The sequence below is a fragment of the Streptomyces sp. TAA040 genome, assembly GCF_000424845.1.
On sequence record NZ_AUKR01000022.1, the window covers coordinates 20641 to 39172 of the forward strand.

16 protein-coding genes are annotated in these 18532 nt (G+C 71.2%); 6 read left to right on the top strand and 10 right to left on the bottom strand.

The window, feature by feature from the left end; translation table 11 throughout:
• Nucleotides 1-107 precede the first annotated feature (107 nt).
• Both H300_RS0117650 and H300_RS0117655 read left to right on the top strand, forming a co-directional pair.
• On the top strand, nucleotides 108-1370 hold the full coding sequence (locus tag H300_RS0117650; protein WP_199779207.1) for a coiled-coil domain-containing protein: 1263 nt from the start codon (nucleotides 108-110) through the stop codon (nucleotides 1368-1370).
• Between the two features lie 32 nt (nucleotides 1371-1402).
• A complete protein-coding gene (locus H300_RS0117655) occupies nucleotides 1403-1621 on the top strand; it encodes an FmdB family zinc ribbon protein (RefSeq protein WP_028428493.1) in 219 nt (72 codons plus the stop codon).
• A gap of 102 nt (nucleotides 1622-1723) precedes the next feature.
• Here H300_RS0117655 and H300_RS0117660 read toward each other — a convergent pair whose 3' ends face one another.
• The 3 genes from H300_RS0117660 to H300_RS0117670 all read right to left on the bottom strand — a co-directional run bounded on the left by H300_RS0117660 (nucleotide 1724) and on the right by H300_RS0117670 (nucleotide 6510).
• Nucleotides 1724-2518 (bottom strand): hypothetical protein, encoded by a 795-nt coding sequence (locus H300_RS0117660; RefSeq protein ID WP_028428494.1) that lies wholly within the window; start codon nucleotides 2516-2518, stop codon nucleotides 1724-1726.
• A 116-nt stretch (nucleotides 2519-2634) separates the two neighbouring features.
• Nucleotides 2635-5157, bottom strand: a complete 2523-nt coding sequence (locus H300_RS0117665; protein ID WP_028428495.1) for a phosphoribosyltransferase domain-containing protein — start codon at nucleotides 5155-5157, stop codon at nucleotides 2635-2637.
• A 180-nt stretch (nucleotides 5158-5337) separates the two neighbouring features.
• A complete protein-coding gene (locus H300_RS0117670) occupies nucleotides 5338-6510 on the bottom strand; it encodes an HpcH/HpaI aldolase/citrate lyase family protein (protein ID WP_028428496.1) in 1173 nt (390 codons plus the stop codon).
• Nucleotides 6511-6709: 199 nt separating this feature from the next.
• Between H300_RS0117670 and H300_RS0117675 the strand changes: the two genes are divergently transcribed.
• Nucleotides 6710-7624 carry a TerD family protein gene (locus H300_RS0117675; RefSeq protein ID WP_028428497.1) on the top strand — a complete coding sequence of 305 codons (915 nt, stop codon included), beginning with the start codon at nucleotides 6710-6712 and terminating at the stop codon, nucleotides 7622-7624.
• A gap of 68 nt (nucleotides 7625-7692) precedes the next feature.
• Here H300_RS0117675 and H300_RS0117680 read toward each other — a convergent pair whose 3' ends face one another.
• From H300_RS0117680 to H300_RS0117705, 6 genes are all read right to left on the bottom strand, one after another.
• The gene (locus H300_RS0117680) at nucleotides 7693-8448 is read right to left on the bottom strand and encodes a Tellurium resistance (RefSeq protein ID WP_051270154.1); all 756 of its coding nucleotides are present in this window, start codon (nucleotides 8446-8448) and stop codon (nucleotides 7693-7695) included.
• Nucleotides 8449-8604: 156 nt separating this feature from the next.
• The gene (locus H300_RS0117685; RefSeq protein WP_028428499.1) at nucleotides 8605-9750 is read right to left on the bottom strand and encodes a DUF475 domain-containing protein; all 1146 of its coding nucleotides are present in this window, start codon (nucleotides 9748-9750) and stop codon (nucleotides 8605-8607) included.
• 73 nt (nucleotides 9751-9823) lie between these two features.
• A complete protein-coding gene (locus H300_RS0117690; protein WP_028428500.1) occupies nucleotides 9824-10411 on the bottom strand; it encodes a TerD family protein in 588 nt (195 codons plus the stop codon).
• Between the two features lie 194 nt (nucleotides 10412-10605).
• Entirely contained in the window at nucleotides 10606-11181 is a 576-nt protein-coding gene (locus H300_RS0117695; RefSeq protein WP_028428501.1) for a TerD family protein, read from the bottom strand.
• A 100-nt stretch (nucleotides 11182-11281) separates the two neighbouring features.
• Nucleotides 11282-11749, bottom strand: coding sequence for a peroxiredoxin (locus H300_RS0117700; protein ID WP_028428502.1), 468 nt, complete (start codon nucleotides 11747-11749; stop codon nucleotides 11282-11284).
• 172 nt (nucleotides 11750-11921) lie between these two features.
• Nucleotides 11922-12362, bottom strand: coding sequence for a DUF3052 domain-containing protein (locus H300_RS0117705; RefSeq protein WP_028428503.1), 441 nt, complete (start codon nucleotides 12360-12362; stop codon nucleotides 11922-11924).
• A 491-nt stretch (nucleotides 12363-12853) separates the two neighbouring features.
• Between H300_RS0117705 and aceE the strand changes: the two genes are divergently transcribed.
• Together aceE and H300_RS27535 are read left to right on the top strand one after the other, a co-directional pair.
• The gene (aceE, locus tag H300_RS0117710) at nucleotides 12854-15586 is read left to right on the top strand and encodes a pyruvate dehydrogenase (acetyl-transferring), homodimeric type (protein WP_028428504.1); all 2733 of its coding nucleotides are present in this window, start codon (nucleotides 12854-12856) and stop codon (nucleotides 15584-15586) included.
• A 192-nt stretch (nucleotides 15587-15778) separates the two neighbouring features.
• Nucleotides 15779-16516: a potassium channel family protein gene (locus H300_RS27535; protein WP_051270155.1), complete on the top strand. Its 738-nt coding sequence runs from the start codon at nucleotides 15779-15781 to the stop codon at nucleotides 16514-16516.
• On the opposite strand, the gene H300_RS0117720 is transcribed toward H300_RS27535, so the two are convergent.
• Nucleotides 16447-16962, bottom strand: coding sequence for a peptidase inhibitor family I36 protein (locus H300_RS0117720; protein ID WP_078516104.1), 516 nt, complete (start codon nucleotides 16960-16962; stop codon nucleotides 16447-16449). The genes H300_RS27535 and H300_RS0117720 overlap by 70 nt on opposite strands.
• 308 nt (nucleotides 16963-17270) lie before the next feature.
• On the opposite strand from H300_RS0117720, the gene H300_RS27540 reads away from it, so the two are divergent.
• Complete coding sequence (locus H300_RS27540) at nucleotides 17271-18479, top strand: alpha/beta hydrolase (RefSeq protein ID WP_486583923.1); 1209 nt, start codon at nucleotides 17271-17273, stop codon at nucleotides 18477-18479.
• The last annotated feature ends 53 nt before the right edge of the window (nucleotides 18480-18532 follow it).

Below are 18532 nucleotides of genomic sequence, written 5' to 3' on the forward strand. Positions count from 1 at the left end.
GATTGCCGTGACAGCGTACCGCAACGGCACCCGTGTGTTCGTGCACGCCGGATGGGACAATGGAGCCCGGTGGACCCACGGAACTCGGAGAGGACTGCGTGACAGCGATGAGCGGGGGCGGTGCGCGGCGCTGGGGCTGGGGCAGTGGACGCGCGGAGGCGGTACGTGCCGATGCGCAGGCCGCCAAGGACGCCGCCGCCGCCGCCTTCTACGAGCTGGACACCGCACAGCGCGACCTGCGCGTCTCGATCGAGGCCATCGGCGCGGTCGACCGCTCGCCCCCGGCGCGGAAGGCCGTCGGCGACTTCGCCAAGTTCGGCCGGCGCATCGACCAGGTGAGCCACGACTACATCGCGGTGGTCGACGGCCACGACCTGGACGGCGAGGGGCTGGACGCGAGCGCCGCGAACCGGGCGCTACAGGAGTTCAACCGGGTCAAGGGCCAACTGGGCCAGGCCCGGTGGGATCTCGACCGTTTCGGCCAGAGCCTCGGCTCGCTGCTGGAGCACGCCGAGAACCAGCTCGCGCAGGTGGCTCCGGCGGTGGGACGCGCCCGGCAGTCGCTGCTCGCCGCCACCCAGGCGCTGGACGAGATCCGCTCGGGTGGCCTGAAGGCCGGCGATCTGGCCGCGAGGCTCGCCGAGCTGGGTCCGGAACTGACCAAGCTGAACGAGGGCGCGGGGCAGCACGGCGTACGCGAGACCATCCGCCGGGCCGAGCGGGTGCAGCGGCAGGCCGAGACGATCGGTGAGGAGGCCCGCCGGCTGCCGGAGCGCGCCGCGGAGCTGGACCGCAGGCTGGCCTCGCTGCGGACCCGGGCGCAAGCCCTGGCGACTCGGGCCGAGAAGGTCGAACCGGTGCTGAGCGAGCTGCGTCGGCGCTTCTCGGCGGATTGCTGGCAGGACCTCCAGCAGGTACCGCAGCAGGCGGCCGCGGCCGCGCGGGAGGCCGAGGAGAAGGTGCGCGACGCGCAGCGGGCGCGGGAGGCACAGCGCTGGGCGGACGCGACAGCGCTGCTCGCCTCGGTGCGGGCGCTGCTGCACACCGCGGACGACGCGGTGGCAGCCGCCGGGGACCGGCTCCAGCGGTTGAACGAGGTGTCGTTCGACCACGCGAAGGAGACCGAGCGGGTCCGGTTCTCCCTCCGCGACGCGCAGCGGCTGGCGATGGCCGGTCGCAGCACCCCGGAGCTCCGGCACGCCCAGCCGCTGGACGACGCCGTGGCGCGTCTGGAGAAGGCGCTGGCCGAACTGGAGAGCGGCGGGCGGCACCCGGACTACTGGCGTTTCCTGACCGAGTTGGACGCGATCAAGCAGACGACCGCCCAGGTCGTGCAGGACATCCGGGACTCCCGCGCCGCCGGCAGGTGAGCGAGGGCTGCCCGGGTGGCTATCCTGCCCCCATGCCCAGATACGAGTACCGCTGCCGCGAGTGCGGGACGGACTTCGAGCTGTCCCGCCCGATGGCCCGGTCCAGCGCCCCCGCGACCTGCCCCGGCGGACACGAGGACACCGTGAAGCTGCTCTCCACAGTGGCGGTCGGCGGCAGCGCCGCCCCCTCCGCCGCCCCCGCACCCGCCTCCAGTGGGGGCGGCTGCTGCGGTGGCGGCTGCTGCGGCTGAGGCCCCGAACGGCCGGTCGGCCGCTCCTGCCGCCCTGCCGCCGCTCGGGTGCGGCGGCAGGGCGGCTCCGGCCGAGGGGGGCTCCGGCCGGGGGCTTCGTGTTCAGTCGACGACCCGCAGGGCCTCGCGCAGGATGCGCTCCCCGGCGCTCACGCCCGTCTCGGGCAAGCGGGCGATGTGCGGGGCCGTCCAGCCCGTCTCGGCCAGCTCCCCGTGGCCGGGCTGCCAGCCACCGTCGGCTGCCTGCAGTAGGTCGGCGTCGAGCAGCGAGTCGCCGGCCCCCAGGACGCGGGTGGCACCCGTCCGGCGAGCGACCTCGGCGACGGCCGCGCTCTTCGTCAGCGGCTGTGGAACCGCGTACACCTTGCGCCCCTGCAGGGACACCCGCCAGCCGAGCGGCCCGGCCCACTCGGCGAGTTCCTTCACCCAGTTCGCGGGCAGCAGGGAGCGGTCCACCACGAGGTAGGCGAAGAGGTCCTCGGCGACCCGTTCCTTGAGCAGCCAGGAGGAATCCGCCGCGGCCCGCAGGTGCTCGCGGACCTCGGCGAGCGGAGCGCACTCCGCCCCGAGCCGATCGGCCACGGTGCGCTGCCACTCCGGGTCGGACTCGCCGTCCACCAGCAGGTGGCCGCCGTTCGCGCAGATCGTGAAACGTGCCGCCGGGCCCGGCAGTCGGATGCGCGCGTACTGCTCGCGAGTACGGGTCGTGGTCGGGACGAAGACGGCGCGGGCGGCGAGTTCGGCCAGCAACCCGGCCGCGGTCTCGGTGACGTAGGACAGCGGTTTCGCCTGGTAGACCTCGACGCACAGCAGTCGGGGGGCCTCGGCGTCCGGCATGTCCAGCGCCAGCGCGGCGGCCGAGTAGATGAGCGTCCGATCGAGATCGCTGGCGACCATGGTGCTGCCCGTGGCCGGGCCACGCGACGTGCCGGCCGGGTCGATGTCGCGGTGGGCCCGGGTCTCCGGGGTCTCCGGGGTCTCCGGGCTGGTCGGAGTGCCGGGGAGGGTGGGGGTCACCGGGCGGCCTTTCCGTCGGCACCGGTGGCGCCGCGCGTGTAACGGGGATGGATGAGGCCGACGCAGGTGTACGGCAGCCCGTCGACCTCCTCGACGGGTACCCCGCGCTGCTCGGCGAGCAGCCGGACGTGGTCGAGGTCGGCTCCCGCGTCGCGGCGGGCCAGGATGCGCCAGGGAACCCGGCGCAGGAGCACCCGGGTGGTCTCGCCGACACCGGGCTTGATCAGGTTGACGTCGCCGATGCCGTACTCCTCGCTGATCCGCTCCACTGCCCGCCAGCCGTCCCAGGTGGGGATGCGGTCGGCGCCGGCGAGGTCGCGGGCGGCCTCCCGGACCTCGGTGACGACATCGGCGAAGTGGGTCTCGACCTCGTCCAGGAAGTACCGGGAGAGGTCGGCGTCGGCGAGTTCGCGGTAGAACTTCGCGCCGTGGAAGTCGTCCGGGCCGACCAGGTCCGGCCGCAGGACGGTGCGGGATACCAGCCCGGAGACGGTCGAGTTGAGGCAGGCGGAGGGGATCAGGAAGTCCTCGCGGGTGCCGTAGGTGGCGACGCAGCCGCCCGGGTCCGCCAGCACCGCGAGCGAGGGGTCGAAGCCGGGGAAGCCGACGAGGGCCTCGCGGAGTTCGTGGGTGATGGCTCCCTTGCCCGTCCAGCCGTCCACGAACACCACCGAGGCGGGGTCGTGGTGGGCGGCGAGCCAGCGCAGCGCGGTGGTGTCGATGCCCCGGCCCCGGACGATGGAGACGGCGTAGTGCGGCAGGTCCAGCCCGTGCGAGTGCCGCGCCCAGCGGCGCATCAGCACGCCGACCGGAGTGCCCGCCCGTGCCAGCGAGGCGAGCACCGGCCGGACTCCCGGGCGTTCGGCGAGAACCGTCTCGGTGACGGTGCCCACGGCGAGAGCGATACGGCGGGCGGAGACCTTCAGCGCGGCGTGGAAGAGCTGCTGGTACTCCGGGCTCGGCTGGTACTCGATGGGCAGCGACTCGGCGTAGTGCGCCCCGCCGCTCTGGATGGACTCCTCGCGCTCCTCGGTCGGCGCCTCCAGCGAGACGGCGGAGAGGTCCTGGAGGAGCCAGCCGCAGTCGTCCGGCGCGTAGGAGGAAAACGCCGGTCCACGGAGCGGACTCGGCAGCGACGACCCGCGGAGCGGTTCCGCCTGCCGGGGGGCGGAGTGGTGCACGGGGTCGGGGAGGACAGTGAGGACCACCCGGCGGGTGTGGGCGGCCAGGCGGGCGAGCAGCCCGTCCGGGGCGTGCAGCGCGGGGGTGTCGCCCGCGGTGTCCGTGACGAGGACGATCGCGTCGTAGCCCGGCCCGCCTGCGTCCTGGACGTTGTAGGCGTACCTCGTCCCCGGCCCGTCCACCGGGTCGTCGTGCGCGGGGAACACGATCCGGGTGCGGATGGCGTACCCGGGGTCGTCCACCGGCAGCACGGGCGAACGGGTGGTCGTGGAAAAGCGGACCTCCGCGTCGGCCGCGCCCGTCAGGGCGTCGGCCAGCCGCAGCGGAACGTACATCAGCTCCTCGGTCCCCAGCACGAGCACGCGTGCCGGGTCGCTCGGCAGTTCCGACGCGATCCGCCCGGCGAGCGCGGGAAGGGCGGTCTCCAGGCGGTGCCGGTCCGCCGGGGTGAACCCGTGGCGGCCGCCCACCGGGAGCCCGGTGGGCCAGTCGAGCACCGCCCGCACCACGTCACCGACGGGGGCGTCCCCCTCGCTGCCGGGACCGGGGGCTTCTCCCTCGGAGGTATCGGCTCGGGCGGGGGCCGGGGCGGCGGGGGCCCCGGGAGCGGCGTCACCGGTGGGGCCGTACCGCTCCAGCAGTACGGCCGCGCGGTCCAGCACGTCCGCGGGCAGCGCGACGGTACCGCGGCCCAGGGCGACGACGTCCACCCTGGCTCCCAGGTCGGCGGCGAACTTGTCCAGCCCCGAGACGTCCTCGGGCGCGCGCATGTCCACCAGGGCCACCACGACGTAGTGCCGGCGAGGGTGGGCGCGGTGCAGGGAGGCGAGAGTGTTCCGCAGCGTACGGCCGGTGGAGAACTCGTCGTCCACCAGGACCAGCGGGCCGTCACCAGCGAGCATCCGGGGATCGTGCGGCAGCAGCAGGTGGGAGGTGTGGTGGGAGTGCTCCTCCTCGAATCCGCCCGCTGGAGCGACACCGGGGACCGGACGGCGAGTGGAGTGCACGTAGGGGGCCGCCCCCAGCCCGTCGGCGACGCACTGCCCGAGACCGGTGGCGGTCTCGGCGTAGCCGAGGACGACGGCACGGGCGCTTCCGACCTCGCCCAGCAGCTCGCGCACCCGGTCACCGAGCCCGAAGGCGGTGCCATAGACCACGTCGGGGCACTGCGGCACGTGCTTGCCGAGCACCTGGGAGACCAGCAGGTGGGCGCGGCGGGGGTTGCGGCGCAGCGCCAGACCGAGGAGGTCCCGGACGCCTTCGCCGGTCAGCTCCACCCCCAGCTGCTCGGACACCCACGTGCCGGACCAGGTCGTGCTGTCGTTGTTCTCGCTCACGGTGTTCATCCTGCTCGCAGTGGGACGGGGCGGCCGCGCGGCCACGCGGGCCGTGGCGCGGTACGGGGGCGGACGGGCGGCGGCGGAGGGCGGCCGGTGCAGTGGCGCCCGTGCCTCGCAGGCACACACGGACGCGGCCCGGAACACGGTCTGGAACGCGCGGACGGGCGCGGGCCCGGGTCACTTGAGGCCGGCCGCGAGCAGATCGACGAAGTCGACTTCCTCCCGGGCCACACCGAACACCTCAGCCCTGAGCAGGGTGCGTTCGGCCCAGGCCCGGTGCGGCTTCACCTCGTTCATCTTGTTCGTGTAGGCCGAACGGAGCACGCCGCCGCCGGTGCGCTCGGGCCTGAGGATGTCGCCGGCGTCGCTGAACTCCTCGTGGCTGACCACGGACAGCGCGTGGACCGGCGCCACATGCGAGGGGTGGATGCAGGTCTTGCCGAGCAGCCCGTTCACCCGGTCGAGCTGTATCTCGCGCAGCAGTCCGTCCATGTCGTGCTGGATCAGGTCGGCACGCAGACTCTCGGCGCCGCGGCCGGCGAACGGGCTGCGGCGGAGCTGCGGCTTGAACATGCGCTCCTGGATGCGGAAGTACTCCCAGACCGGACCGGTGATGGTGAACCCGGTGCCGTCGAAGCGGCCCAGGACGTTGACCACGTCCGCGATCACGGTCGCGACGAGCTTCACATCGTAGGCGGTCATGTCGGGGGTCCGGCGCAGGCCGTACGCCGAGCAGAAGTCGGTGACCCCGATCCGCAGCGCGAGCACCCGGTCCCGGTACTTGTCGACGGCGCGGGCCACTCCGGCGAGGGTCGCGGTGCGGCTCTCCAGGTACATCAGTTCCGGCGACTCCAGGACCGGCATCGCGAACAGCCTCCGGCCGGCGCAATGCTCCGCGTCCGAGAGCGCCTCCAGAAACGGGACCCCGCGATCCTCGGTGAACTTCGGCAGCACGAACCCGGAGAGCAGCCGGGCGGCCGAGCCGAGCCGGCGGACCAGGTCGGTGATCTGCTCCGGCTCACGCACCCGGACGAAGACCAGCGGATGATCGGCCGGAGTGTCCGGAATGACGCGGTGCAGTTCCACGAGCTGGGCGACGAGGTTCGTCTCGGCCGCGGCGACCTCGTCGTCGGCGATGGAGTCCTCCAGGCAGAGCACCATGGAGACCACGCCTCGGCGGACCTGCTTCACGATGTCCTCGGCCAGCCGCGGACGCGTGGCGGGGCTGTACAGAGTCGCCCCGAGCGCGACGGACAGGGTCCGGCTCGGGCCGTCGGGGGTGAACTCCCCCGGCTCGCGGTGGAAGAGCGAACGCCGGACGTCCGGAGGAAGATGTCGAAAATGACGCATGGGCCCCCGTTTCGCCGCTGGTTCACCGGGCTCACTTCTGGGGCCCCGCATGTCATCGTACGTGCGAGAACCGGCCAAAGGTCCCCACGGCCGTGAACTTCGCCTTGCCGCCCGCTTGACCTGGGCGGTCCTCGCGGGGCCGCGCCGCCTGCGGCCGCTGCGTTGTCCCGGACACCGCCCGAAGGGCAGGATGACGGGTATGACGCACGCAATGGCCAAGGGCTCGAACATCCAGCTACAGGCGGCGGCGGTGCGGGCGGTGCTGCGCTGGACGTCCGGAGCGGACGCACCCGACGTCGACGCCTCCGCGCTGCTGCTCGGCGCCACGGGCCGGGTGCGCTCCGATGCCGATTTCGTGTTCTACAACCAGCCGAGGCACCCGTCCGGCCTGGTGCGTCATTTGGCCAAAACCCGTGAGCCGGAGGGCTTGACCGACACCGTCGAGGCGGACCTCACCGCGCTGGACGAGACGGTCGACCGCGTGCTGCTCACCGCCTCGGCCGACGGCGGGACGTTCGCCCAGGTGGAGGGCGGTCTCAGGCTGCTACTGCGGGACGCCGCCAGTGGTGAGTCGCTGGCCCGCTTCGATATCGCCCCGGAGACCGGCGAGGAGACGGCGCTGATCTGCGGCGAGCTGTACCGGCGCCAGGGCGGCTGGAAGTTCCGGGCTCTGGGCCAGGGGTACACCAGCGGCCTGGTCGGACTGGCGACCGCGTTCGGGGTGTCCGTGGACGACGGCGCGGACGTGGACGACGGCGCGGACGCGGAGCCGACCGGTCCGGAGGCGGCGGCAGTCCCAGGGGCCCGCGGGTCCGCGGAGTCGGCCAACCGGGATGGGACACCGGCCGCAGGGCCGGAAACCGACCCGGAGGCGCCCGAAGCGGCTGCCCCGGAGCCGCCGGGTCCGGCGGAGCCGGCTCCGCTGCCGCCGGAGCCGATGCCCGGCCATCCGACGGTGCCCGCTGCCGCTGGCTACGGCTATCCGCAGCAGCCCGGGCACCCGCCGGCGGGCTACGGGTATCCGCAACCGGTTCCGCAGCAGGCCTACGGTTACCCGCAGCCGGATCCCGCCTTCACGCTGCCTCCGCAGGGACCGCAGTTCCTCGAGCGCTGACTCCGCCAGCGCCGTGGCGGGGCGGAACGCTGGGGGTCGCGGCGGGGCGGGGACGGGCAGGGGGCGGCTCAGCGGCGGGAGGGCGACTTGTAGCCGCGCCCCCAGGTCAGCCCCCAGCCGTAGAGCCGGTCGAGGTCGGCCTGGAAGCCGTAGACGTAGCGGACCTCCCGGCGCACGACGAACTCGCCCTTCTCGTGCTCCATCATCAGCACCGCGCAGGACCGGGCGTCCGGGGCCCGCTCGTCCAGGCCGACCTCGATGTGGGAGCCGTTGCTCGGGACCAGCGTCACCACGGCGTGGGTACGGTCGAACGCCGGGGTGCCGTCGTAGATGTACACGAACACGAGGAGCCTCTTGAGGTTCTCACACTGGTCCATGTTGACGTAGATCGTCTCGCCGCTGCCCGAACCGAAGCGGTCGTCGCCGCTGAGTTTGACGTAGGGCGGCTCGTTCATCGCCCCCTGGAAGCCGCCGAGCGGCTGGACGACGCCCTTGGTGCCGTCCGTCAGTTCGTACATGCAGGCCAGGTCCAGGTCGACGTTAACCATGCCCTGCGTGTGGGCGTGGACGGGCTCCGGCTTCAGCATCTCCAGCGGATGCCGCAACGAGGCGCGGCGGCGGGGGCGCTCGTGCAGGTCGGAGGGCCTCATCCGCCAGGAGAGGTTGATCCGCATGGTTCCACTCGCCGCGCCCTCCCGGGTGAGCGAGATCCTCGGGTAGCGCTTGGTGAGTTCGGTCGCGTAGGTCGACGAACCGCCCACGGTGTCGAACTTCGGCCCCCGGCGGGTGATACCGCTCCTCCAGTGCTGCCACAACGAAACCACACGTGCCCCCAATCCCCGACGCCCCCGGGCTCGATCATGCCGCGGGGCGGCCGCCCGCCGGACCGCTCCGAGCCTCTCGGCCCGGACCGCCGTGACAGCCGCCCCGTAGAGAGCGTTCCGCAATCAGTCCCCGGTGACACCGGGTTTACGCGACATTCACACGCCGGAGGTCACCTTCGGCTTCGCCGCGGCACCACCCTCTTCTCCGCCCTCGCCCGCTTTGCGGCGGTTGTGGAGGATCGAGGACCAGAACGAGATACCGATCAGCGTGATCCCGATCATGCCCGTGATCACCTCGTGGATCTCCCACCGGATGGTGACGAGCAGGATCGCGGCCAGCGCGCCGATCGCGTAGTGCGCGCCGTGCTCCAGGTAGACGTAGTCGTCGAGCGTGCCCTGGCGGACCAGGTAGACGGTGATCGACCGGACGTACATGGCGCCGATGCCCAGGCCCAGCGCCATCCAGAAGATGTGGTTGGTGATGGCGAAGGCGCCGATGACTCCGTCGAACGAGAAGGACGCGTCCAGCACCTCGAGGTACATGAAGAGGAAGAAGGCGGCCTTGCCGGCCACGCCCACCGCGGTGGTCTCCTTGCCGGAACGTTGCGCGGCCTCCAGCGCCTCCTGCTCGCGCTCGTCGTCCTCCTCCAGCTTGTTCTCGAAGTGGCCGGAGAGGCCTCCCACGATCAGATACGTGATCAGGCCGGCGATTCCGGCGAGCATCACCGTCCCTGACTTGTCCGCGTGGCCGGCGTACTGGTGCGCCACCGGGGCGAGCAGTGTCGCCGTGCCGAGCAGCACGATCAGGGCCAAGCAGACGGCGAGCCCGTCGACCCTGCCCAGGCGGGACAGCGGGCGCTCCAGCCAGCCGATCCACTTGTGCTCGCGCTCGTCGAAGAGGAAGTTCAGGAAGATCATCAGCAGGAACATCCCGCCGAACGCCGCGATCGCCGGGTGGGCGTCCGTGACGATCTGCTCGTACTGGCCGGGCTCGCGCAGGGCAAGGTCCACCGCTTCGATCGGCCCCAGTTGCGCGGTCACCGCCACGATCGCGACGGGAAACACCAGCCGCATACCGAAAACGGCGATCAGAATGCCGATCGTGAGGAAGATCTTCTGCCAGAAGGCGTTCATCTTCTTCAGCACACCGGCGTTGACCACCGCGTTGTCGAAGGACAACGAGATTTCCAGAATGGAGAGGATCGCCACGACGGCGAAGCCCTCCCACCCCCAGAAATAGGCGGCGAAGGCCAGCCCGGCGGCAGTGACGCCGAAGGACCAGCCAAAGGTTCTCAGAACCACTGCATTTCCCATCTCTCGCACGAAGATCCCCCACGCACCGAGCGCGACCGGACCGCGTGGCGCGCGCCGTCCTCTACGTCACGTTGACGCCGAAGTCTAGAGCGATGCCGCGCAGGCCGGACGCGTACCCCTGCCCAACAGCCCGGAACTTCCACTCGGCTCCGTAGCGGTAGAGCTCACCGAAGATCATCGCCGTCTCGGTGGAGGCGTCCTCGGTGAGGTCGTACCGGGCCAGTTCCTCGCCGTCCGCCTGGTTGACCACCCGGATGTAGGCGTCGGCCACCTGACCGAAGGTCTGCCGCCTGGCGTCCGCCTCGTAGATCGAGACCGGAAAGACGATCTTGCCGACACCGGCCGGCACCAGGGTGAGATCCACCAGGACTGTTTCGTCGTCGCCCCCGCCGGTCCCGCCGGTCCCGCCGACGAGTTCGTCACCGGTGTGCTCGACCGAGCCCTCGGGGCTCTTCAGGTTGTTGTAGAAGACGAAGTGGTCGTCCCCCAGCACCTTTCCCCCGGAACACAGCAGGGCGCTCGCGTCCAGGTCGAACGCGGCGCCGGTAGTGGACCTGGGCAGCCAGCCCAGCCCGATCCGTACCTGCGCGAGGTTCGGCGCGGCCTTCGAGAGGGAGACGTTGCCCCCCTTGGCGAGTGTGACACCCATGTACTGCTTCCTCTCCCCGATGTGTGACGACTACTCCAGCCGAACCGAGCGGCGCCGCACACCTCCTGAAACGGGAAGTCTGCGGCGCCTGCTGCTGCCGGGACCGGGAGCGCCCGCCCGGGAGCCGTCCCGCTGGAGGGCTCGGCCTCCGGCCCGGTCCCCTCTCCAGGGACGTTGCTGCGGTGCGGAACGGTTCAGACGTTGACGCCGAAATCCTGTGCGATGCCGCGCAGCCCCGAGGCGTAGCCCTGGCCGATCGCCCGGAACTTCCACTCGGCACCGTGCCGGTAGAGCTCACCGAAGACCATGGCTGTCTCGGTGGAGGCGTCCTCGGTGAGGTCGTACCGGGCCAGCTCGACGCCGTCCGCCTGGTTGACCACCCGGATGTAGGCGTTGCGCACCTGGCCGAAGCTCTGCTGCCGGGTCTCGGCCTCGTAGATCGAGACCGGGAAGACGATCTTGTCGACGTCCGCGGGCACCGCGGCCAGGTTGACCTTGATGGCCTCGTCGTCGCCATCGCCCTCACCGGTGGTGTTGTCACCGGTGTGCTCGACGGAGCCGTCGGGGCTCTTGAGGTTGTTGAAGAAGACGAAGTTCTGGTCGCTCGCGACCTTGCCCTGCGGGTTCGTCAGCAACGCGCTCGCGTCGAGGTCGAACTCCGACCCCGTGGTGGTACGGGCATCCCATCCCAGACCCACCAGGACGGCCGTCAGGTTCGGGGCTTCCTTGGTCAGCGAGACGTTGCCGCCCTTGCTGAGGCTGACTCCCACAAGTCCTCCCAATAGTTCTTGATCCGGGAGCACGGTGCGTGCCCCCGTTTCTGCGGATGCTTACTGCGGAACGACTCGATCCTAGTGATCGGTTCCCTGCTCAGGGGGAGCGAAGTTCCGCGAGTACCTTCAGGTACTCCTCCGGGTCGCGAGCGTCCGGGAGGCCGTTGACGACGCTCCAGCGCACCGCGCCCTCCTTGTCGATGACGTAAGTGCCGCGCACGGCGCAGCCCTTGTCCTCGTCGAACACCTCGTAGGCGCGCGACACCCGGCCGTGCGGCCAGAAGTCCGAGAGCAGCGGGAAGGCGAATCTCTCGGTATCGGCGAATACGCGCAGGGCGAACGTCGGGTCGTTGGACAGCGCCAGCAGTTGCACCTCGTCGTTGACGAGCTCGGGCAGCACTTCACCGAGCGCCTGCAGCTCGCCGGTGCAGGTGCCGGTGAACGCGTACGGGAAGAAGACCAGCACGACGTGCTTCCTCCCACGGAAGCCGGGGAGCGCGACGGTCTCTCCGTGCTGGTTCCGCAGCGAAAAGTCGGGAGCGGCAGTGCCGACCTCGATGGCCATGGGCGGGTTCGTCCCTCCACTCGTTCGGGCTCCCAGCCTACGGGCTGCGCCATCGGCCCCCGGTGCCGGGAAAGCCGCGCGCCCCCGACGGCGGAAGCCGTCGGGGGCGCGCGGAACTGCAGCATTGTTCAGGGGCAGCGGACCGGAACGCCGTGCTCCGGGTCGGCTCGGATCAGCCCTTTCCGGCGCGGCTGGCCTTCGGGGTGACCAGACGGCTTCCCGTCCAGTCCTTGCCCAGGTTCAGCGGCTTGGTCTGTTGCAGTCCGGCCGTCTGGGCGGCCTCGCCGATGTCACTCGCCTCCACATAGCCGTCGCGGCCGGTCTTCGGCGTCATCAGCCAGATCGGGGCTCCGTCGTCGACCAACCCGATGGCGTCCACCAGCGCGTCCGTCAGATCGCCGTCTTCCTCGCGGAACCACAGCACCACGGCGTCAGCCAGGTCGTCGTACTCCTCGTCGACCAGCTCACTGCCCGTGATGGCCTCGATTCCCTCGCGGAGTGCCTGCTCGGTGTCCTCGTCGTAGCCGAGCTCCTGGACCACCTGTCCGGGCTGGAAACCCAACCTGGCGGCAGGGTTCGTCCGCTCCTCCGCGTGGTCCGCGGTCGCGCTCACGGATTGCCTCCTGACATCTTTCGAATGTGTTGGTGTCCCCGCGCAGGCGCGAGGTACTTGGGCGTAGTCCACACGTGCCGGGCGGATCGCGCAAGTACCCAGCCGTCTGTCCCGCCCAAACGTTGACGTCTCGCCCCACAAGGCGCAAGTCGCGGTGATCTGCGACACAGCGGCCGGGCCGGCCGCCGCCCGCCCGGCTCCCGGTCGCCCGTTGACCCGACAGCAGGATCACGGAGCGACCTCCCCCGGCCGCCCCGGCCACCGCAGGGGCGACAGGGCCGAACGGCCGTACGCCGCTCCTCGGCGGGGTGGGCGTAAGGTTGCGGTTTGGCCGACCGCGCCGGCGACGGCGTGCGGCCGCGTTCGACGGGCCTTCGCGGCCGGAGGCAGCCGCAGTTACCTCGCAGTAGAGATGACGTACGCGCCCCAGCGGTACACGATGGGAGTCGGCGCGACACCAGCAGAGCAAGACCGAGCAGCGAAGGAACAGCGTGGCTTCCGGATCCGATCGCAACCCGATCATCATTGGCGGCCTTCCCAGCCAGGTCCCGGACTTCGATCCCGAAGAGACCCAGGAATGGCTCGACTCGCTCGACGCAGCCGTCGACGAGCGGGGCCGGGAACGTGCCCGCTATCTGATGCTCCGCCTCATCGAGCGCGCCCGCGAGAAGCGTGTGGCCGTGCCGGAGATGCGCAGCACGGACTACGTCAACACGATCGCGACCAAGGACGAGCCGTTCTTCCCCGGCAACGAGGAAATCGAACGCAAGATCCTGAACGCGACCCGGTGGAACGCGGCGGTGATGGTCTCCCGCGCGCAGCGGCCGGGCATCGGGGTCGGCGGGCACATCGCCACCTTCGCCTCCTCGGCCTCGCTCTACGACGTGGGCTTCAACCACTTCTTCCGCGGCAAGGACCAGGGCGACGGCGGCGACCAGGTGTTCTTCCAGGGGCACGCCTCTCCCGGCATCTACGCACGTGCCTTCTTGCTGGACCGCCTCTCGGAGACCCACCTGGACGGTTTCCGGCAGGAGAAGTCAAAGGCACCGGACGGGCTCTCCAGCTATCCGCACCCGCGGCTGATGCCGGACTTCTGGGAGTTCCCCACCGTCTCGATGGGTCTGGGTCCGATCGGTGCGATCTACCAGGCCCGCATGAACCGCTACATGGAGGCCCGCGGCATCGCCGACACCTCCAAGTCGCAGGTCTACGCCTTCCTCGGGGACGGTGAGATGGACGAGCCGGAGTCTCTCGGCCAGCTCTCCATCGCCGCACGTGAGGGACTGGACAACCTCACCTTCGTGGTGAACTGCAACCTCCAGCGCCTGGACGGCCCGGTCCGCGGCAACGGCAAGATCATGCAGGAGCTGGAGTCGCAGTTCCGCGGCGCCGGCTGGAACGTCATCAAGCTCATCTGGGACCGCTCCTGGGACCCACTGCTCGCCAGGGACAGGGACGGGGTGCTGGTCAACAAGCTCAACACCACGCCCGACGGCCAGTTCCAGACCTACGCCACCGAGACCGGCGCCTACATCCGGGACCATTTCTTCGGTGGTGACCACCGGCTGCGGGCCATGGTCGAGAACATGACCGACGAGCAGATCCTGCACCTGGGCCGCGGCGGCCACGACCACCGCAAGGTGTACGCAGCGTACAAGGCGGCCAAGGAGCACAAGGGCCAGCCGACGGTGATCCTGGCGCAGACCGTGAAGGGCTGGACGCTGGGCCCCAACTTCGAGGGCCGCAACGCGACCCACCAGATGAAGAAGCTCACAGCCGAGGACCTCAAACGCTTCCGCGACCGGTTGCACCTGCCGATCACGGACAAGGAGCTGGAGGACGGCGCGCCGCCCTACTACCACCCGGGCCGCGACTCCGAAGAGATCCAGTACATGCACGACCGGCGGCACGAGCTCGGCGGTTACGTGCCCACTCGGGTGGACCGCTCCAAGCCGCTGCAACTTCCCAGCGACAAGACCTACGCCACGGTGAAGAAGGGGTCGGGCCAGCAGTCGATCGCCACCACGATGGCCTTCGTCCGCCTGCTGAAGGACCTGATGCGGGACAAGGAGATCGGCAAGCGGTTCGTGCTGATCGCGCCGGACGAGTACCGCACCTTCGGCATGGACTCCTTCTTCCCGTCGGCGAAGATCTACAACCCGCTCGGGCAGACCTACGAGTCCGTGGACCGGGAGCTGCTGCTCGCCTACAAGGAGTCGCCGAACGGGCAGATGCTGCACGACGGCATCTCGGAGGCGGGCTGCGCGGCCTCGCTGATCGCCGCGGGCTCCGCCTATGCGACGCACGGCGAGCCGCTGATCCCGATCTACGTCTTCTACTCGATGTTCGGCTTCCAGCGCACCGGTGACCAGTTCTGGCAGATGGGCGACCAACTGGCCCGGGGCTTCGTGCTCGGCGCCACCGCGGGGCGGACCACCCTCACGGGTGAAGGCCTCCAGCACGCGGACGGCCACTCGCAGCTGCTCGCCTCGACGAACCCGGCCTGCGTGGCGTACGACCCGGCCTTCGGCTTCGAGATCGCGCACATCGTGCAGGACGGTCTGCGGCGGATGTACGGGGAGAACGCCGAGGACGTCTTCTACTACCTGACCGTCTACAACGAGCCGACCCCGCAGCCGGCCGAGCCCGAGGGCGTGGACGTGGAGGGCATCCTCCAGGGCCTGCACCGCTACCGCGAGGGGGAGCGGGGCAGCCACGCGGCACAGATCCTGGCCTCCGGGGTGGCGGTGCCCTGGGCGCTGGAGGCCCAGCGAATCCTCGCCGAGGAGTGGGACGTCAAGGCCGACGTGTGGTCCGCCACCTCCTGGAACGAGCTGCGCCGCGAGGCGGTCTCGGTGGAGCGGCACAACCTCCTGCACCCGGACGAGGAGCAGCAGGTGCCGTACGTGACCCGCAAGCTCCAGGACGCTCGGGGGCCGGTGGTCGCCGTGTCGGACTGGATGCGGTCGGTACCGGACCAGATCTCCCGCTGGGTGCCGGGCACCTACCAGTCGCTGGGTGCGGACGGCTTCGGTTTCGCCGACACCCGCGGGGCGGCCCGCCGCTTCTTCCACATCGACGCGCAGTCGATCGTGCTCGGGGTGCTGACCGAGCTCGCTCGGGAGGGCAGCATCGACCGCTCGGCACCGAAGCGGGCGCTGGACCGCTACCAGCTCCTCGACGTGAGCGCGGCGGACCCGGGCGCTGCTGGCGGCGACGCCTGACGAACGGGACGAGTCCCACTGCTGCGGCCCCGGCGGGGCAGGCCACCCGGCCGCCCTCGCCGGGGCCGCGGTGTGCCCGGCTCCGGGGCCACAGTGCCGCCCCCCATAAGATGCGGCAGCGTGAACGCACAGAGGGAGACCGAGCGGGGGATACGGGCCCGGGAGTGGCAGCGGCGCACGGAGGCGCCCCTGATGGCGATGGCGGTGCTGTTCGCCGTCGCCTACGCGGTGCCGATCGTGGTCGAGGACCTGAGCAGGCTGCTGCTCCGCGCCTGCCAGGTCGTCGAGTGGACGGTGTGGCTGGCGTTCACCGTCGACTACGGGGTACGGCTGGCCCTGGCGGAGGACCGCTGGCGCTACGTGCGCCGGCACCCCTTCACTCTGCTCGCCGTCCTGGTGCCGCTCCTTCGGCCGCTGCGGCTGTTGCGGCTGGTCTCGGCGCTGGTCCTGGTGGGCCAGCGGGCCCGGCTGGTCAGCCAGGTACGGCTGACCACCTACGTGGCCGGTGCCTGCGCGGGGCTGCTGGTCTTCGGCTCGCTGGCGGTGCTGGAGGTGGAGCGCGACTCCCCCGACGCCACGATCCACACGCTCGGGGACGCCGTGTGGTGGGCCTTCACCACGATGACGACCGTGGGGTACGGCGACACGGCCCCGACCACGAGCATGGGCCGGGTGCTGGCCGTCGGGCTGATGCTCTCCGGGATCGCGCTGCTCGGTACCGTCACCGCGAACATCGCCGCCTGGTTCATCGCGCGCTCGGACCAGGACGAAGCGGACTACGCACGGCACACCGCGGCGGTGAACGAGCTGACCGAGGAGGTGCGGCAGCTCCGCGAGCATGTGGCAGAGCTCTCGGCCGCTCATCGTTCCCAGACCTTGAACGCGCGCACGGCGTACGGGGACTCCGGGGCCCATGAGCCGGAAGGGTAGGTTTGGAAGTCACCGGTGTCGTCGCAGACAGCGCTCTGGTAGGCCGTGACCGGTCTGCCCACGCGGTTCGCCAGGGCAGCCGCGCCGGCGCTCTCCGGAAAGGCCGTGCACTCCCCCGTTCCGGTGTCGAGCAGCTCGTAGGAGTAGCGGTCGCCGTTGAACCCCGGGTACTGCCACAGGCAGACACTTCCCTGCGCGCAGTCCCCGAGCCGGGGCGCCGCGTGCGCCGGAGTCGCGGGGCCGAGCGTCGTGACGAGGGCCGCCGAGGCCGCCAGGACGGACAGGCGGCGGAAGAGCACCGCGGGACTACGGGACGGCTCGGCACCGGAGGCTCGCCCCTCCCTTCGTCGGCCGGTTCCCCGACGGGTGGCGGCCTCGCGTCCGACGGTGGGTGTGAAGGGAGAGACGGCGCGGCAGCTCCGGGCGGGGGTGGTGGTGCTCTGCATCGGGGGCTCCTCGGCAGGAATCTGCACCGGCTGCGGGAAGCCCCCGCGACCGGTCTGTGACCAGGCTCGATGCCCGTCCCTCTCCTCGCCAAGAGCAAGCCGCCCGGTTCACCGGGACGAAGGCCGGAGTTGTCCACAGTCGCGTGCCCGTCCACAGGTTCCGCCCCATGGAGGCAGCCCGGCGTCGTCGTCCGGCAGAATTCGGACCGACGGCCGACCCGCGGGCCGCCGGGGAAGAGCAATCGAAACGTGAGATCCCTCACGCCTCCCCTTCCCCTACGTACTGCGTCTCCTAGGGTGTGTCCCCTGTGAACTCCCTGCCCGAATTCGCCCCGCCACTCCCCGCTCCCGGCCTCACGGACGTCGCGCTGACCGACTCCGCCGGCTGGCGGGTCGTCCTCACGCTCGCGATCGTGCTCGTCCTGTTGGCGACCACCGGATGGACGGCGCTGCACAACCGCCACAGCGAGCCGGGACCGCGCGCCGTCGCCCTCCAGGAGTGGCGTGACGACACCGTCGGCGGCCGCTCCCTGCCTCCGGCCGACGCGGACCCGACACAGATCGCCGTGTTCTTCGGCTCGCTCGGGCGGGCGACGCAGCGGAGACTGGCCCGGCGCCATCCGCTGATGGTCGGAAACCTTGACGGCGTCCCGGTACCACTGCGCTACCGGGCGAACCGCTTGGCGCTGACCGCCGCGGTGGAGCAGGAGAGGCGGCGCACCACCGACGACCGACTGACCGAGGCCGGGCAGCACACCGCGGGGCGCCGGATGAACCGCTTCGCCTCCCTGCTGAAGGCCGGTCGGCAACTCCTCGCCTTCGACCCCTCCGGTCGCGGCCGGGCCGCCGAGGTGTTCGGCGACCTGAGCACGGCGAGGCGGATATCGGTGGTGGTGCCCGGCGTGGACACCGATCTGCTCACCTTCGAGCGGACCCGTCTGAAATACACCGCCCCGGTGGGGATGGCGCAGGCGCTGCACGCCGGCCAGAGCCGCCCAGGCGGCGACGAGGGCACTGCGACGATCGCCTGGGCCGACTACGGCGCCCCCCGGGGCGTGGGCACGGACGCCGCCACCGGCGAGTCGGCCCGCAAGGGTTCGGAGCGGCTGAACCGGATGGTCGGCGCACTGCCGGGAGCGGCGACGGTGGCGCTGATGTGCCACAGCTACGGCTCCGTGGTCTGCGGGCTCGCCGCGCACGAGGCACCGGAACGGGTGACGGACATCGCCGTCGCCGGCAGCCCCGGTGTGCGGGCCGACCGGGCGGCGGACCTGGAGGGCGGGAACATCAGGCTGTGGGCGGCCCAGGCCACGGACGACTGGATCGCCGAGATACCGCACCTGGAACTCGGCGGCCTGGGCCATGGCCCCGACCCGGCCGCGCGCCGGTTCGGCGCCCGGCTGCTGAGCACCGAGGGCGTCACCGGCCACACCGGCTACTTCGTGCCGGGAAGCACCACGCTCCGCAGTCTGGCAGCTCTCGGAACCGGTGATTACGGTTCCGTCGCCCGGAAGTAACGAGTGTGCATGCTTCCGGGGGGACGCACGGGCGGAGGACGCATACGATGGCC

Bases quoted from the DNA above. Each gene is read 5' to 3' on its own strand.
- H300_RS0117690 (WP_028428500.1), bottom strand. From the start codon at position 10,411: ATGGGTGTCACACTCGCCAAGGGGGGCAACGTCTCCCTCTCGAAGGCC.
- H300_RS0117675 (WP_028428497.1), top strand. From the start codon at position 6,710: ATGACGCACGCAATGGCCAAGGGCTCGAACATCCAGCTACAGGCGGCG.
- H300_RS0117650 (WP_199779207.1), top strand. From the start codon at position 108: ATGAGCGGGGGCGGTGCGCGGCGCTGGGGCTGGGGCAGTGGACGCGCG.
- H300_RS0117720 (WP_078516104.1), bottom strand. From the start codon at position 16,962: ATGCAGAGCACCACCACCCCCGCCCGGAGCTGCCGCGCCGTCTCTCCC.
- H300_RS0117670 (WP_028428496.1), bottom strand. From the start codon at position 6,510: ATGCGTCATTTTCGACATCTTCCTCCGGACGTCCGGCGTTCGCTCTTC.
- H300_RS0117700 (WP_028428502.1), bottom strand. From the start codon at position 11,749: ATGGCCATCGAGGTCGGCACTGCCGCTCCCGACTTTTCGCTGCGGAAC.
- H300_RS27535 (WP_051270155.1), top strand. From the start codon at position 15,779: ATGGCGATGGCGGTGCTGTTCGCCGTCGCCTACGCGGTGCCGATCGTG.
- H300_RS0117655 (WP_028428493.1), top strand. From the start codon at position 1,403: ATGCCCAGATACGAGTACCGCTGCCGCGAGTGCGGGACGGACTTCGAG.
- H300_RS0117660 (WP_028428494.1), bottom strand. From the start codon at position 2,518: ATGGTCGCCAGCGATCTCGATCGGACGCTCATCTACTCGGCCGCCGCG.